At 63.2% G+C, this 16,910-nt stretch carries 6 protein-coding genes; 5 read left to right on the plus strand and 1 reads right to left on the minus strand.

Features of this window, described 5'->3' with window-relative positions:
• Positions 1–31: 31 nt before the first annotated feature.
• Positions 32–1,138 (minus strand): 2-aminoethylphosphonate--pyruvate transaminase, encoded by a 1,107-nt coding sequence (locus tag HU748_RS08470; RefSeq protein ID WP_186666168.1) that lies wholly within the window; start codon positions 1,136–1,138, stop codon positions 32–34.
• A gap of 110 nt (positions 1,139–1,248) precedes the next feature.
• Here HU748_RS08470 and HU748_RS08475 point away from each other — a divergent pair, with 110 nt between their 5' ends.
• The 5 genes from HU748_RS08475 to HU748_RS08495 all read left to right on the plus strand — a co-directional run bounded on the left by HU748_RS08475 (position 1,249) and on the right by HU748_RS08495 (position 16,841).
• The gene (locus HU748_RS08475) at positions 1,249–2,112 is read left to right on the plus strand and encodes a LysR substrate-binding domain-containing protein (protein ID WP_186708018.1); all 864 of its coding nucleotides are present in this window, start codon (positions 1,249–1,251) and stop codon (positions 2,110–2,112) included.
• Between the two features lie 85 nt (positions 2,113–2,197).
• A complete protein-coding gene (locus HU748_RS08480; RefSeq protein WP_186720053.1) occupies positions 2,198–6,670 on the plus strand; it encodes an NEL-type E3 ubiquitin ligase domain-containing protein in 4,473 nt (1,490 codons plus the stop codon).
• 69 nt (positions 6,671–6,739) lie between these two features.
• Positions 6,740–7,777 (plus strand): AraC family transcriptional regulator, encoded by a 1,038-nt coding sequence (locus HU748_RS08485; RefSeq protein ID WP_186720054.1) that lies wholly within the window; start codon positions 6,740–6,742, stop codon positions 7,775–7,777.
• 54 nt (positions 7,778–7,831) lie between these two features.
• On the plus strand, positions 7,832–12,286 hold the full coding sequence (locus tag HU748_RS08490; protein ID WP_186720055.1) for an NEL-type E3 ubiquitin ligase domain-containing protein: 4,455 nt from the start codon (positions 7,832–7,834) through the stop codon (positions 12,284–12,286).
• Between the two features lie 100 nt (positions 12,287–12,386).
• Complete coding sequence (locus HU748_RS08495) at positions 12,387–16,841, plus strand: NEL-type E3 ubiquitin ligase domain-containing protein (RefSeq protein WP_186720056.1); 4,455 nt, start codon at positions 12,387–12,389, stop codon at positions 16,839–16,841.
• Positions 16,842–16,910: the final 69 nt, after the last annotated feature.

A 16,910-nucleotide genomic window follows, 5' to 3' on the forward strand; every position in this document is an offset into this window, starting at 1 on the left:
GCGATTTCCTTCAATGAGGTGGGCAAAGGGGTCAGATATCCAGCACTTCCATTTCCCGCAGCACCTGTGCCACGGCATCGACGGCGGCCTGCATGCCCGCCGCACCGACCACACCGATGCAGCCGACGCGGAAGGTCTCGACCTGGGTCAGCTTGCCGGGATAGAGAATGAAACCCTTGGCCTTGACCCGCTCGTAGAAGTCCTTGAACTGGTAACGGGCGTCCGTGGGGGCGTGGAAGGTGACGATGATCGGTGCCTGGATGTCGGTGGGCAGGAAGCTGCGCAGGCCGATCCTGGCCATGCCGTCGAGCAGGGTCCGGCAGTTGTTGGCGTAGCGTTGATGGCGCGCTGGCAGGCCGCCTTCTTCAGCGTACTGTTGCAATGCTTCGTGCAGTGCCGCGACCACGTGGGTCGGCGGGGTGAAGCGCCACTGGCCGGTCTTGGCCATGTAGGTGTGCTGGTCGTGAAGGTCCATGGCCAGCGAGTGGGCGTTGCCTTCGGCAGCGGCCAGGGCATTTTTTTCGGCGAAGACGAAGCCCATCCCGGGCACACCCTCCAGGCATTTGCCGGAGGCGGCGATCAGTGCTTCGAACGGCACTTCACGGGCATCGATGGGTAGCGCGCCGAAGGAACTCATGGCATCGATGATCAGGCGTTTGCCGTGGTGCTTGACGACCTGGGCGATTTGGTCGAGCGGATTGAGAATGCCGGTGCTGGTTTCACAGTGAATCAGTGCCACGTGGGTCACGGCCGGGTCGGCGGCGAGCAGGCGATCGACGTCGGCGGCGGTGGTCGGTTGGTCTTCGGCGGTTTCGAAGGTGCTGTAGTTGCGGCCCAGCACCTTGCAGATCTTCGCCAGGCGCTGGCCATACGCACCGTTGATCAGTACCAGGACCTTGCCATCACGCGGCACGAGGGTGCCGATGGCCGCTTCCACGGCAAAGGTGCCGCTGCCTTGCAGGGGCACACAGTGGTGGCTGGCGCTGGCGTCCAGAATCGCCAGCAATTGCTCGCAGACGCTGGCGGTCAGTTGGTTGAAGTCACGGTCCCAGGAGCCCCAGTCCACCAGCATGGCCTGGCGGGTGCGGATCGAAGTGGTCAGTGGGCCGGGGGTCAGCAGAATCGGGGCGCTGGTCATTGCGGGGCTTCCTCGCAGGCAGTGGGCTGAAACGACGGGGCTAGGTTGCAATTCGCTCAGTCATCAATCAAATTGTTTGTTGTTATGCCAGCCATAAGTCAGGCCGATAAATGAACCTGTTCCAACTCCGTGCCTTCGATGCCGTTGCCCGCGAGGGCAGCTTCACCCGTGCTGCGGCGCGCCTGTTCATCAGCCAGCCGGCGGTGACCGGGCACGTCAAGGCGCTCGAGGAGCATTACCAGATCACCCTGCTGCGCCGCACCGCACGGCGTGTCGAGCTGACCGAGGAGGGTACGCGTCTGGCGGCCATTACCCGGGCCATGTTCGGCCTGGCCGAAGAGGCCCAGGCGATGCTCGAAGCGAATCGTCAGTTGCTGACCGGGCGTCTGGAGGTCGCAGCAGACGGGCCGCACCGGGTCATGCCGATGCTGGCGCTATTGCGCGACCGCTACCCTGGCATCACCGTCAACCTGCGCCTGGGCAATGCCCAGGAAACCCTGGCGGCGTTGCTGTCCGAGCATGCCGATGTGGCGGTGCTGACCGAGGTGGAGCCGCGCAAGGGCCTGTATCTGCAGAGCCTGGGCGAGTCGCGTCTGTGCGCCTTGCTGCCGGTCGGTCATCCCTGGGCCGCCGAGCCGGGGGAGCTGGCGCTGAGTGCCCTGGACAAGCAGATCATGGTGCTGCGTGAGCCTTCGTCGATCACGCGGCAAACCTTCGACCAGGCGTGTGCCCAGGCCGGGGTGCAGCCGCGCGTGCTGCTGGAGCTGGACAGCCGAGAGGCTGTGACCGAGGCTGTGGCGGCCGAACTGGGCATCGGTATCGTTTCGTCGGTGGAAGTGGCGCACGATCCACGGGTGGTGGCGCGGCCCATGCTTGGCGAGGGACTGCTCAACCGGCACATGATCGGCTGTCTGGAGCGTCGCCGTGAGTTGCGCCTGATTCAGGCATTTCTAGGATTGGCCGTAGCGATTTGAGGACGAGCATTTGCGGTAGCTTTTCCTGCTGAACCTTGAGTGGCGTCTTGTCGATGGTATGGCCTTTACCCAAGGAGTCATGCCCATGCCTGCTGCTGAACAGAGCGTCGATATGCTCGACGAATTCATCGCGGAAAACCTTCCTGATTGGCTAAGCAAGGCGTCTGTGGAGGAGATCACTGCGCTGCGCGCAGCCTACGCAGAGCACCGGGCCAGCGAAGAGTTGCTGGTCCAGTCCTTTGCCGATGTGCAGCCACCCCATACATTCGCCAAGACGTTGCTGCAGGATGCAATCAGGGAGAGTACCGGAAAGACGCTAGATCTGGACCATGCGCTGTGGCGGGAGCGCTGGCAGAACTACAGCCTTCTGGGCGGTGAGGAACTGATCGTTCACCACAGCTTCGAACCGGCGCTTGATCACCTGATGCAGAATTTCGTCGAGAATCAATCCTTCGATGGCCACAGCGGACTGATCCACGCCGCGCCGGGTCAGCCCCTTGACACGGCGCCATTGTTGATCGACAGCAAGATCCTGTCAGGTATTTGCCGCAGCGTAGACGTTGGCAAACACTACCAGGCACTCCTCGACAAGGTCGTGGATGGTGCGCTCAGCCTGGAACTGCGCGAAGAAAAGCGCCAACGGTTGGCGCTTGCAGTGGCGCTTGCCGTCGTCAAGAAACAGTTGAGCGCCGCAGACGTGGCCATGCTGCGCCAGGTGCTGGCTGGTGTGTCACCTTCCCATCCCGACAGCGCTTCAGTAAGTGTGAAACGCTTGCGGATACTGGGTTGCAGCTTGGCCACGGGCGTGACGTTCGAGTTGCTAGGCACCCCGCCGGGCAGTTTGCCTGCCGATGCTACGCGCACCGTTGGCATCATTCTGTACTTGGCCCATCGGCCCCTGCAGCGGTTCGCCTCGTGGGGCGACCTCAATACCTACTGCCAACAATTGCTGGCAGACCCACAGGGCCTGACACAGATACTGTACAGCCTTCAGATGAAGGATCGTGCCTCCTTCCTGACCTTGTTGCGCAAACGTCTGAAAGATCCCAAGCCCGACCTCGAAGTGACAGGCCATGCCCTGAGCAATGGGTTGTTCAACGACCTGACCTCATTGCATATCGCACAGTTACGGGCCGATTCGGCGTACCTGCTGGTATCGAACGCTACTGCAGATGAAAACAACAAGCGGTCGCGCTTGGATACCTTGGAGTCGGTGGGTAGCAGCTTGCTGCAAATGGCCAGCTTCTTCGTGCCTGGACTCAACGAATTGCTGCTGGCGCAGATGGTGGTCGAAACCCTGACGGAGACCTATGAGGGCGTCACGGATTGGCATCGGGGGCATCAGCACGAAGCGCTCGAGCACTTGCTCGGGGTCGCCGAGACGGTGGCGGTCAACGCCGTCCTCGTCGCTGGCGGTAAGGCAGTGGCACAGGGTTTCAAGCGCAGCGCCTTCGTTGAAGCGATGGTGCCTGTTCAAACCAGCGCCGGTGGGCGTCTTTGGGTACAGGATCTGGAGCCCTATCGCAGTACAGACAAACCGGCGAACACCAAGTGCGGTCACGACGGTCTGTATCGCCATGGTGACCGTGCGTGGTGGCGGTATCAGAACCACGATTATGAAGTGCGCAACGATCCTCAGCGCGCGCAGTGGCATATGGTGCACCGTGCCGGCAACCGCAGGTTCAACCCTGGCCTGCAGTGGAATGGCGAGTGTGGCTGGCGGCTTGCCTGGCAAAAGCCGCAGCAATGGCAGGGCGCGCGGGTGCTGCTGGAGCACCTGTGGCCTCAAGCCTCGGAGTTGGATGCACAACAGTGTTCACAGGTCCTGACCATCGCCGACATCGACGAGGACGGCTTGTACGAGCGTGTCGCGCAGCAGCAGCGGCTCCCGGTGGCGCTACGCGATACCCTCGAGCGCTATGTGCTGGATAAACGTATAGACACCTTCTTCGCGGCCCTGCACAAGAATCAGCCGGCAGGTGACGAAGCGCTGATGCAGGCGTGTATCGATCAGCTGCCTGCCGAGGACCGAGTGGCTGCACGTCGTCGGCAGTCCATTCTGGACCGGGAGCACGAGTTGCGTGCCTGGGTGATGGACAAGCTTTCTGGCGATTATCTGCAGCGCGACGCCTTGATGGTGATCGTGACCAAGGATTTCCCGCGGTTGCCCGATGTCTATGCCCACGACATCGTGCAGCAGGCAAGCGTCGACCAGCGGCAACACATGGCGTTGAAGCTCGCCTTGCCGCTGGCATTGTCCGAGCAGGCGCGACAAGCGCTGGTAACGTCGCGTGTTTGCCGAATGCTGCAGGGCCTGTATCTGAAGAATGCCTATTCCGACCACTTGCCGGATCTGGTGTTCGCGTTATTGCGACGTGTCACGACATGGCCGTCGCGGACCAATTTCGAAGTGCGCCGCGACTCGCTGAGCGGGCATGTGCTCAGTCGCATGCACACCCTCGACCCTGCCTACCCGCCTAAGGTTCTGGTCCACCACCTTGGCCAGATGCAGGTGTACGAGGGTGGCCGTCGTCTGTTCACCGACGGGCAGCCGGCGCCTGGCGGCCTGCTGGAGACCTTGCTGCACTTCCTTCCCAAAACCGAATGCGAGCGCTTGGGCTGGACCGGCAGCGAGGCCATCGCCAAGATGCGCGCCGATCTGCAGGCCCGCCTGCCAGAAGGCCGCGGCCACCTGCTGGCGATGATGGGTATCAGCACCACGAAGCCCCGTTTCACAGCGCCGCGGCGCGTGTCAGGGGGGCGCTTCGGTTATCTGCTCAGTGGCCGGGGCGATGCCAGCCGTCTTGTCGAGCGCACGCTACAGGACCGTTTGCGCAGCTTGTACCCAGGCTTCGATGCCCAACAGCTCATGGCTCACTTGAGCTCGCTGGAGCGTCAGCCCGGTTCGACGTTCAGTGCTTTGCTGCGTGAGGAGGAAAGCTTTCGCCAGCTCGACCAGACACTGAATATCTGGTCCGAGGCAGCGAGCAGTGCGGTGCAAAGGCCAATTCGTCGCGTCGTTGCCGATGAACTGCGTCGTTGTTGGCGCAGGCAGGGTGTGGTGGCTCGCAACCGTGCAGATGGCCAGCCAGGTATGGCGCTGGTGCTGACCGGCCTCGGCGTGCGGGAGCTCCCTGCGCTGGCGACACAGACGGGTTTTCTCCATATAACCGAAATGACGCTGGTGAACATGCAGTTGCAGACGGTGCCTGCCGAGTTCCTCCGACCGTTTGGCGAGCTATTGACCTTGAACCTGGACAACAACAACCTGACGACCTTGCCGAGCGGGCTTGCGCATCTGGGACAACTGCGTGAACTGACCATGGCCGGCAACCGCTTGCAACTCAATGCGGATGACTACACGACGCTGGCCGGCCTGCAGCAGTTGCGCGTCCTGGACCTTGGCAACAACCCGTTGTCGACGTTCTCTCTCGGCCTGGCAGGCCTGCCGCGCCTGCGTCAGCTTGGCTTGCGCGACACCTCGTTGACTGAGATCCCCGAATCGCTGGGCCTGGGGGTCTCGTTAGACTATGTCGATCTACGCGACAACTTGATCGATACCTTGCCACAAGGGCTGGGCGACTCTCGTATTTCGTTGCGTCGTGGGCTTGCCTTGCATGGCAATCCATTGCCGCTGGACTACCAGCAGCGTTGGTTGGGAATCCAGACCCCCTCTGAAAGCGATGCGAGCCTGGAGGGCGAGCCTGGCTCGATGCAGGTCTGGCAGGATGGACTCTTGGGGCCTGAGCGTGTGTCTCGGGCCATACAGTGGGACAGATTGAGCGACGAGCCGGGCAGCGGCGATTTTTTCCAGTTGCTGCACGATTTGGCGCGTACCAGTGATTTTCGCGTGGCGCGCTCGAATCTGCAGGAGAGGGTCTGGTCGGTGTTCGATGCGCTGGAGCAGAACACAGCGCTACGAAGGGAGTTGTTCGAATTGGCAAGCCTGCCGCGCTCCTGCGTCGACAGCGTCATTTCCTCGTTCGGGGCCTTGGAAGTGCTTGCACTGTCCTCCACGGCCGTGAGTGATATGACCAACGTTGGCGAGGCGCAATTGTTGAGTCTGGCTCGCCGCCTGTTTCGTCTGGACCGCGTCGAGGCCTATGCCCGCGAAGATATGCAGCGCCGCCGCAACGATGGGCGCGATGTTGATGAGGTGGAGGTCAGCCTTGCCTACCGGGTTGGCCTGGCGAGTGCGTTGGATCTGCCGGGACAGCCGAGCAGTATGCAGTTCGAAACGGTCGCTGGAGTGTCAGAGAGCGATCTGGCTGCTGCACGTGCGGCGGTCCAGGAGTCCGAGGCAGGCGAGGCGCTGATCACCTACATCAGTGAACGGGACTTCTGGTCCCGCTATCTGCGCCAGCAACATAGCGATAGCTTCGACGCGCTCGAGACGCCGTTCTGGGAGCGCATGGAAGCGCTGGATGCCCAGCGAAGTACCATGGACGACCAGACGTACCTGACGAATGTCAGCAAGCTTGCGAGCGAGCGTGAGCAGGTCGTGATCGGCGAGGCCAAGCGCCTGACCCGCGAGGCTCTGGCCCGGCTGGCAAACTGAGTGGCGCGCGGGACTGGCGTTTTTCGCCTGGCGGCCTAAGATGGCCGCTGGGCGAGCCCGGGACAACTGATGACCGAGAAAGACACCATCTCCATGCAACTGGTGCGCGAAGCACTCTTGCAGACCTGCCCGCAGGGCAGGGGTGATCCTGTGTTGCTGGCGCGTGCTGGCATCGACCCGCAGCAACTCGACCAGCCTCATGCTCGGGTCGGTGCCGACGCCTATGCGCGCCTGTGGCGCCTGCTGGCGCGGCGCTGCAACGATGAGTTCTTCGCCATGGACCCGCGTGGCCTGCGCAGCGGCAGCCTGGCCTTCCTCTGTCGGGCAAGCATGGCGCAGCCCACGCTCGGCGCCGGGCTGGAGACTGCCTTGGGGTTTCTCTCGTTGATGCTCGAAGACCTGCAGCCGGGGTTGGTGCGCCAGCAGAGCCTGGCCGAGATCGCGATCAACGAACCGCGCGATGAGCCCCGGCGTGCCTTCACCTATTTCACGTTCTGGATGATCGTCCATGGCGTCGCCTGCTGGCTGGCGGGCCGCCGCATCCCCATCCTCGCCATCGACCTGCGCTGTGCCGAGCCGCCGTTCTGCGACGACTATCGGGTGATGTTTTCCGAGAACCTGCAGTTCGAGCGCCCGCGCACGCGCATGATCATTGCCGCCGATTGCCTTGACCTGCCCCTCAGGCGCACGCCCGAGGAATTGCAGAAGTTTCTCGCCGAGGCTCCGGGCAACATCCTGGTCAAATACCGTGACCCTGAAAGCCTCGCCCGGCGCGTGCGTCGCATCCTGGGCCAGCTCGACCCCGGCCAGTGGCCCGACGCCGAACGCATGGCCCGCGACTTGTGCCTGTCGTTATCGACCTTACGCCGTCGTTTGGCAGAGGAAGGGCAGACTTATCAGGGGCTCAAGGATAGCGTACGCCGACAGCTGGCGATCGACTGGCTGAGCGAGGGCTTGCTGGCGATGAGCGATATTGCCGAACGCCTGGGGTTTGCCGACGCCAGTTCGTTCTATCGCGCGTTTCGTAAATGGTTTGGCTGCAATCCTGGCGGGTATCGAGCCTTCGTATTGGAGGGCACGCAGGTACAAGGCAAGGATTCCGGCTGAATACCGGGTGTCGCCTGCACCAAGGTGGAGGTTCCCAACATGAGGACACCTTCGATGACCACCCCTCTGGCGGCACCCAAAGCAGACCCTGTCGATGAGTTCATCGGCGAAAACCTGCCCGAATGGCTAAGCAAGGCGCCGCCGGCGCGGATCACGGCTCTGCGAGAGGGTTTCGCCGCCCATCGTCGAACCGAGCAAGGCCTGGCAACAGCCTTGCAGCGCCTGGTGCCTCTGCAAGCGTTTGCCCTGCCATTGCTGCAGCAGGCACTGGAGCGCGATTTGGGCCTGAAGATCGACCTGCTGTCGGTGTTGTGGCGTGAGCGTTGGACCAAGTTTTCGTTGCCGGTAAACCAGGCGTTCGATACCTACCAGTCTCATCACCCGGCCCTCTACCACTTGTTGCAGAATTTTCCCGACGATGCCGAGTTTGGCGAGGGCAGTGGGTTCGTCGCCAAGCAGTCCGACGACCGCAATGTCCCGCTGTTGTTCGCTGACGCCAAGGGAGTGGCTCAGGCTTGCAACCGCTTGGACATCGGCAAACGCTATCAGGCCCACCTGACGGAGGTGTTCGACCCGTCCACCCTTGCGCTGTTGGTCGAAGACAAGCGCCAGCGCTTCGACCTCGCCATCGAAATTGCCGCGTTGAAAAAATCATTGGTGCGAGCCGACCTGGATCTACTGCGCTTGGTCAGTGCCGGCAAGCCCGTTTTTCACGTCAGCTACGACATCGTCAAGGTGCGGCAATTGGCATTGCTCGGCTACCCGCTGGAGGGAGCCTTGACCGTCGAATTGGGCAACGTCTGGCCGCCACGGGTGGTGCCGGCGAGCTTGCGCGTCGAGGCTGTGTTGCTGTACCTGCCAGACCAGCCGCTATGCCGATTCGACTCTTGGCGTGCATTGCAGGATGCACTGGTGACGCGCCTGCAGAGCCCCACGACCCAGGCGAAGCTCATCGAACGCATGGCCCTCAAGGATCGGGCGAGTTGTCAGCAACGCCTGAGTGTCCGTCTGAAAGATGCCAAACCCGACCTGGAGCCCAAGGGCGAGCTACTGACAGGCAATGTCTTCGTCGCCCTGGCCGACGCGCAGGTGAACAGGCTGCGCAGCGATGCGCGCTATCTTGCGGTTCCGACCCAGCACGTCAATGACGATCGCAAATGGGCCAAGCTCCGAGCCCTGGAGCGCGTGGGTGAAACCTTTGTGCAGTTGGCGGGGTTGTTGGTTCCGGCGCTCAATGCGGTGTTGATCGGCGCACTGGTGGTGCAAGTGCTCGAGGAGGTGTTCGAAGGTGTCGATGACTGGACACGCGGTCACCAGCATGAGGCACTGGAGCACCTGTTCGGGGTGGTCGAAAGCGTGGCGGTCAATGCCGCGCTGGCGGGTGCGGGGCATTACGTCGCGCGGACCTTCAGCCGCAGCGCTTTCGTCGATGAGCTGGTGCCGGTGTCTACCCAGGCGGGCACCCACCGCCTGTGGCATGAAGATCTGTCTCCTTTTCGAGTGCAGACGTTACCCGCCGGGGCGGTGCTGGGCGAGAACGGTCTGTACAGCGATGGGGTGAATCACTGGTGGCAGCAGGAGGGATACTTCCATTCAGTGCATCAGCCCGACACGCTCGGTGAGTGGCAACTGCGCCGTATCGATGGTCATGCGGGTTTTGCACCTTCGCTGTTCGGTAATGGCAAAGGCGCCTGGCACCTCGCTTGGCAACGACCAAGAGAGTGGCAGGGGGCGCGCACCCTGCTGACGCACTTGTGGCCTTGGGCAGTGGAGCTCGATGACCTGAAGACCGCGCAGGTTCTGCGGATCTGCGGTATCGACGAGGCCGCTTTGCGAGGGTTCGCCGTGGAGCGGCGCCCTCTGCCCGCTGTGCTTCGCGATACGTTGCTGCGCTTCACGGCCAGTGCACGCATCGATACGTTCTTCAATGCGCTCGAGCAAGATGTCGCACACGGCGCGGACGCGTCGTTGTTCGACTACTGCCTGGAGCAATTGGCGGATCCGGCGCTGGACGTCGAGAAACATGCTGGACAGATGATCGACGATGCGCCGCGGCTGCGTCAGGCGCTGATGACGCACCTGTCTACGCCAGCGTTGCCGGACGGTGCAGACCTGAGCCTGATCCGACGTGACTTTCCCGGATTGCCCGAGGCCTATGCGCTCGATCTGCTGTCTCAGGAAAATGCCGCGCTCGTCGAGCAGATGAACAGCCGCAAGCGCATTCCGCTGGCTCTCGCCGAGCAGGCGCGTGAAGCCTTGCAGTCGGCACGTATTGCCCGGGCGATCGAGGCACTGGTGCTCGGCAACAGCTACAGCGATGATTTGCCTGAGCTGGTGTTTGGCCTGCTGCGTCGCCATGCAGGGTGGCCTATGCAGATCAACTTCGAGGTGCGTGAGGGCAGCGCCTTCGGCCGCTTGACCAGTCGCCTGTTTCCCTCCGCTGCGACGGGTGAACTGGGGACGCTGGTCTGGAAAGAGGGGGCGCTGCGTGTCTACCAGGATGGCATCGACGCGGACGGGGCACCTGAGCCGCCCAGCGATCTGTTTGCCAGCCTCCTGGCTTTCCTGCCCGGCGAGCACCTCGAGCGCCTGGGGTGGTCTGGCGAGACCGGGACCACAGTCATGCGCACCGATCTGCTCGGCTGGTTGCCTGCCTCGCATGACGAGGTGGCGACCCTGTTGGGAATGACGGCTATTCGTCCCAGGTTTCGTCCTGGCAGACGTATGCCGGATGGTCGTTTTGGTTATCCGCTCAGTGGTCGCGGCAGCGCTGGCTCGCCGGCGGCGCGAACCTTGCGCACCCGTATACGGGCACTGTATCCGGGCTTCAGCGACCAGCAGGTTGAAACCTATGCCGAGCTGCTCGAGGGCCAGGGTTCCGCATTCGCAACCCTGCTTGGCGAGGAGCTGGAGTTTCGACGCTTGGACCGAGCCTTGCGAACCTGGATTCAAGTTCCGGGGCTGGCCCCGGCGAGGGCGGCACGACAGGTGGTAGCCGATGAGCTGCTGCGGATCTGGCGTACAGAAGGCCCGGTCGTACACCACGGGGGCGATGCAGGCATGCGTTTGAGTCTGGTTGGAGTACCGGTCGGTGAGCTGCCGACCTTACCCGTGAATACCAATTTCCGGCATGTCCAGGAGTTGGACCTGGTCAACCTGCGACTCTCTTCATTGCCTGCAGGGTTTCTCAGGTATTTTGGCCGACTGCGCAGCCTCAACCTCGCTAACAATTCACTCTCCAGTCTGCCGGGGGAGTTGGAGCGTTTGAGCAGCTTGCGCATTCTCAACCTGTCACGCAACAACTTGCGGTTGGGGGCGTCGGCGTACGGGGCGCTGGGGGGGCTGCGGCATCTGCGCGTCCTGGACCTCAGCCGTAATCCGCTAGGGTCGTTCGCCCTGTCGCTGCGCTCCTTGCAGCGGCTTCACGAGCTTGATCTGCGTGCGACCCAGCTGACGGTGTTCCCGGCGGGGCTGGAGCAGGCCGAATTGCTGGAGAGTGCCGATTTGCGTGACAACGAAATCAGCGCACTCCCCGATGGCGTGCTGCAAGCGCCCACTGTGCTGCGCCAGGCTTTGCGGCTTGAAGGCAACCCCTTGCCCGACGATTACTCCCAACTTCTATTGGGAGCACAGAGCCAGGCCGGGGCGTCGGCTCTGGATGCTCGCACGCTCTGGCTTGAACACTTCGAGGATACCGAGCGTGAGCGTCGCGCGGCACAGTGGGACCGGCTGCTCGAGGAGGACGGCAGTGAGGAACTGTTCGCGTTGCTCGGGCGTTTGGTGCAGAGCAGCGACTTCCGCTTGGCCCGAACCAACCTCGAACAGCGTGTCTGGACGCTGCTGGACGCGATACAGGGCGATACGCAACTGCGTGAAGACATCTTCAACCTTGCAGCAAACCCTACCACTTGCGTCGACAGCGTGGCTTCCTGCTTCAGCGCCCTGCAGGTCCGGGCGTTCGTTGCCAGCGGTTTGCGCGATGTGCCCGCAGCGCAAGCGCAAAGTACCCGACTGATGCTGGGGCGCAGGCTGTTTCGTCTCGACAGGGTCGAGCAGTACGCCCGTGCCGACATGATGCAGCGAGTCGCGGATGGGGCCGGGGTCGACGAGGTCGAGGTGAGTCTGGCCTATCGGGTGGGGTTGGCCCGCGACCTGGACCTTCCCGGTCAGGCTCGGAGCCTGCAGTTCGAGACGATTGCCGGCGTGACCCGCGCGAATCTCGATGCCGCGGCGGCACGGGTACGTGAAGCCGAGGCCAGTGACGAGCTGGCCCAATTCATCAGCGAACGCGACTTCTGGCTCGATTACTTGCGAACAACCGAGCCTGCACAGTTCGCGGCCATCGAAGAACCCTCGGACGATCAGATGTCGGCACTCGACGACCGCAGGGACGGGCTGACCGACCTGGAGTACCTGGCCGAGGCCAAATCGTTGAAGCAGTCGCGTGAAGCCGAGTTGCAGGCATTGGCGTTGCGCTTGACCCGCGATGCTTTGGGCGCGGGTCGCTAGATCGCTCGGTTGCAGGCCATGGTTGGAGTTCATTCCTCCTGCCGTGGCTCGAGGGGGCCGGCGATAGTGCATGGCGAAGTTTGCGAAAGGAGCCTATCCCATGACATCTGTTTCTCCCCCGACCGTCGGCAAACCCAGCGTTGCCGAGGCAGTCGATGACTTTATCCGCACCGGGTTGCCCGACTGGCTCAAGCGCGCCTCGCCGGCCCAGATCAACCGCCTGCGGGACCGCTTCAAGAGCAGCCGGGCCAGCCAGGACAAGGTACGTGCGGCAACGCTCGACCTGATCCCGCTGCACACCTTCGCACTCGAGCAGTTCACGGCCTTGCTCGGCGGCCGGTTGCCGAAGGGCAGTACGCTCGATCAGTTGCAATGGCTGGATGTCAGGCGCGAGTTTGGCCTGGTTCCGGGCGTGCATTGGCCGTTCTATCGACCGGATTACAAGCGCCAGCCAGGGTTGTTGCGACTGATGCAGAACTTCCACGCCGATGACGCCGTACTCGAGGGCAGCGGGCTTGTGCATCCGGGGGCCGATGCTGTGCTGTCAGGCCCGGCAAGCGATCTGGCACGCGACTGTCGCAAGAAAAACGTCGGCAGCCTTTACCAGGCGCAGTTGGAAAAGGTTTTCAGTGCGTCGAACTGCGCGCTGCTGGCCGAGGACAAGCGCTCGAGCTTGAGCCTTGTGATCGAGATTGCAGCGCTCAAGGGGGAGATATCGGCGCTTGAGCAGGTCGCCCTGCAGGATATCGCCCAAGGTCGACCCGAGCAGCACGAGACGCTGCTGCGAGGCTATCCCGGCATGCTGACGGTGTTGGGATACCGTATCGTCGATGGCTTGACTATCGCTCTGCGCGACGCTGCCGGTGTGAGCAAGGGCATCATCCTGTACCTGCCCAGCGACCCACAGCATGCCCTGCGTCGCTACGACTCGTGGGAAGACTTGTGTGCCGCCCTGATCACTGCGCTTGGGGACAAGACCTACCTGGTGTTCTTCAGTGGCCTGATTGCGCTCGAGCAGCGCCCGGCGTTCCTGCAGACACTGGGCAAACGCTTGGCCGATGCCAGCCCGGACTTGCAGATCGAAGGCAGTACAGCGCAGGGCGAGCTGTTCGCGGAACTGGTGGCACAGCAGGTCCGACGGGTGAAGTCCGACGCGCGTTACCTGTTGGTGCCGACTGCTGATGCTGATCATGCTGCGACCCAGTCACGCCTGCAGGCGTGGCAGTCGGTCGGGCTTGGCCTGGCCAATCTGGCGGGGCTGTTCATTCCAGCGATCGGGGCGATGCTGTTTGGCCAGTTGGTGGTGCAGACCCTTTCGCAGGTGTTCGAAGGGGTGTTGGACTGGACCCGTGGTCATCAACACGAAGCCCTTGAGCATCTGTTCGGGGTGGCCGAGACCGTTGCTGTCACGGCTGCGGTGGCGGGAGGCGCAGCGGTGGTTGCGCGCGGGTTCACCCGCGCCAGTCATGTCGATGGCCTGGAACCTGTCGCTGTGCCGGGCGTCGGCATGCGTCTGTGGTCAAACTCGCTGGCCCCTTATGTTGCCGAGCCGCAACAGCCGCGCCTGCAGGATGATGGGCTGTATAGCAGTGCCGACACGCGCTGGCTGCGGGTTGGCAAACGTTTCTTCGCAGTGCACCAACCCTCGGCTGAAGGTGGCTGGCGCGTGCGTCATCCGCTGCGTGTGGCTGCCTATGGGCCGGCACTGGAAACCCTTGGCGAGCGTGGCTGGCGGCTGCACCTGGAGCGACCGCTGGAGTGGTCGGACGAGGCACGGATGCTGCAGAGCCTGTGGCCCCAGGAGCCGCTGTTGACCCGCACCGAGGCCATGGCCGTTCTCGACATGGCGGACATGAGCGTCGAAGAACTGCGTGGCTTGCTGGTGGACAACCGTGAGCTTCCGGCCAATCTGCGTGAAACGTTGCGACGCTTCGACGCGGACCGGCAGGTCTCGGCATTCTTCACGGCGCTGGCCGCGGATCAGGCACCCGCGGACGATGCGCGCATCGAGGCGTGGTGCCTGGCGTTGCCAGGTTCGCGCAAGGCGGACAAGGCCACGCTGCGCACGACCTTGCTGGCGCAGGCATCCGCGCTGCGCCACGATCTGTTCCGGTATCTGGTGGCCGAGAACCTGCCTGCAGACCCGCTGTGTACGCTGTTGCAGCGCGACTTTCCCGGGTTGCCTGCCCGCTATGCCCAGCAGGCAACTGCCAGGGTGTCGAGCCATCTGCGCAAGATCGCCCTGGCTGAATCACGTGTGCCGTTGGATGTGGCGAACGACGCCCGCGGCCTGTTGCAGCTGGCCCGCCTGAACCGCGCTTGCGAATCGCTGTACCTGGACAATGTATACAGCGACGAGGGCGCCGAGCTGATCCTGGCGCTGGCGGCACGGCTACCCGGGTGGCCACAGGCGTTACGCCTGGTGCTGCGCGAAGGAGCCCTTGATGGGCGGGTGGTCAAGGCTATCGGACCGGTTGCCGACGCTGCCTCCCAGGTCACATTGGTGCACAAGGACTGCCAGTTCCAACGCTATGACCATGACGTACGGAAGCAGGGTGAACCTGCGATGTCCCTGGGACAGGCGCTGATCGACGCGCTGTCGGTCGAGGTGCGGACCGAACTGGGACTGGCAGGTGCAAATGCAGATTTGCTGTTGCGCACGGCGTTGCGTGCACAACTGCCGGGCACACGCAGTGAGCGTGTGCAACTGCTGGGCTGGACCCTGGGGAAACCGTGGTTCAACCCCGCACGGCGCATGGCCGATGGGCGTGTCGGGTATCCGCTCAGTGGGCGTGGGCAGCCCGGCTCGTCCTGGCAGGCGCTGCTGGATCGTCTACGAGCGATCTACCCGGATCTCTTGCCCGCCCAACTCGAGGCGCGGCTGAGCCAGATGCAGCAGGCGTCCGGGTCTGTGTACCGGCGACTGGCCGAGCTTGAGCATGATTACGAACGGCTGGAGAGTGCACTCACGGGGTGGCTCAGCGCCGGGCTTGGCGGCAGCAGCCACGCCGCTCGCGCCCAGGCTGCCGAGCGCATGCGCCAGGCCTGGCGCCTTCAGGAAGGGCAGCAGACCCTGGTGCTCAGTGGCGCACAATTGCAGACCTTGCCCGCTTTCGCCCAATCCACTACGTTCGACAACGTTACCACGCTGGTGATCAGCGACACCTCGCTCAACCATATACCGTCCGATTTCCTGCGTTGCTTCAGTGCCCTGCGCGAGCTGGACCTGGGGGGCAATCATCTGCTGGCGGTGCCGCGAGGTATCGCCTGTCTGGTTGAGCTGCGTCGCCTGCGCCTGGCAAGCAACGCCATTCGTCTCGATGAGGCGGGTATCCAGGCGTTGACCGGCCTGCCACATTTGAGCCAGTTGGACCTGAGCAACAATCCGCTGGGGGCGTTGGTCCTGCGCTTCAATCACTTGCCGCAACTGCGCGAGGTCAGTGTGCGCCATTGTCGATTGGGCGCCTGGCCGGACGGTCTGGAGCAGTGCGGGTTTCTCGAGCGCGCCGACCTGCGCGACAACCAGATTCGTGTTGTGCCAGCGGCCGTCCTGCAGATGCCGAATGTTTTTCGCCGCGGCTTCATGGTCGACGGCAATCCTTTGTCGAACAGTGAGCTGCAAGGGCTCTATGGCCTGGACACGATCCAGGAGCACCTGCACCTTCCCGAGCGAATGGCCCGGCAGAATGTCGACACCGTGCGCGCCGCGTGGTTGGACAGGGTCGATGCGGAGTTGCACAACGCGCGGCTGTTCCAGTGGAACACGCTGCAGGCGATGCCCGACAGTGACGGGTTCTTCCAGTTGCTGGGTTGGCTGACGCTCACCCAGGACTACGCCCAGGTGCCCGAGGTGCTGTCGACGCGGGTGTGGTCGGTGCTCGATGCCATCAGCGCCGACGCTGACCTGCGCAACCGGCTGTACGCGCTGGCCGATGAGAACCTGACCTGCCTGAATGCGGTCAGTGACCGTTTCAGTGACTTGCAGCGCTATGTAGCGATTGCCCGTGCCGATGCCAACACCTTGCATGAGCGGGGCATTGAGCTGATCACGCTCGGTCAGGGGCTGTTTCGCCTGGACCGGCTGGACCTGTTCGCCCGTGCCGACATCCGTCGCCGGGTCGAGGCCCGTGACAGTGTCGACCAGCTTGCGGTGCGCCTGTACTACCGCGTGAGCCTGCGGGAACGCCTGAGCCTGCCTTTCACTTCGCGGTTCATGGCCTATGCCTCGGCGGCCGAGGTGACAGATAGCCAGCTTCAGGATGCGTTGGTGGCGGTGAGGGCCGCGGAGTCGATCGAAGCCTTGGGTGAAAGCCTGAGCCAGCGTGCGTTCTGGCGACGCTATATGCTCGAGCGCCATGCTGCGGTCTTCGACGGCGTCGAAACGGCCCATCAGGCGCGGTTGGTGGCGCTGCAGGCCAGGGCTGACCAGCTTTCGGCCGAGGACCTTGCCCTGGAGATCGAGGCGCTGGGGGGGCAGCGGGACGTCGAGGAACTCGAGATGATCCGTGAGATGACCCGGCAAATGCTGAAGGGCAGGGAGCGAGGGCTTGGCTGAATGCTCTGGGCGCTGACGCCACAGTGACCAAACCGATCATGCCTGATGAGCGCTTTTGCCATTGTCCGC

Origin of the sequence: Pseudomonas sp. RW3S2 (assembly GCF_014268955.1) — a bacterium.
Lineage (GTDB): Bacteria > Pseudomonadota > Gammaproteobacteria > Pseudomonadales > Pseudomonadaceae > Aquipseudomonas > Aquipseudomonas wayambapalatensis.

Bases quoted from the DNA above. Each gene is read 5' to 3' on its own strand.
- HU748_RS08490 (WP_186720055.1), top strand. From the start codon at position 7,832: ATGACCACCCCTCTGGCGGCACCCAAAGCAGACCCTGTCGATGAGTTC.
- HU748_RS08475 (WP_186708018.1), top strand. From the start codon at position 1,249: ATGAACCTGTTCCAACTCCGTGCCTTCGATGCCGTTGCCCGCGAGGGC.
- HU748_RS08495 (WP_186720056.1), top strand. From the start codon at position 12,387: ATGACATCTGTTTCTCCCCCGACCGTCGGCAAACCCAGCGTTGCCGAG.
- HU748_RS08485 (WP_186720054.1), top strand. From the start codon at position 6,740: ATGACCGAGAAAGACACCATCTCCATGCAACTGGTGCGCGAAGCACTC.
- HU748_RS08470 (WP_186666168.1), bottom strand. From the start codon at position 1,138: ATGACCAGCGCCCCGATTCTGCTGACCCCCGGCCCACTGACCACTTCG.
- HU748_RS08480 (WP_186720053.1), top strand. From the start codon at position 2,198: ATGCCTGCTGCTGAACAGAGCGTCGATATGCTCGACGAATTCATCGCG.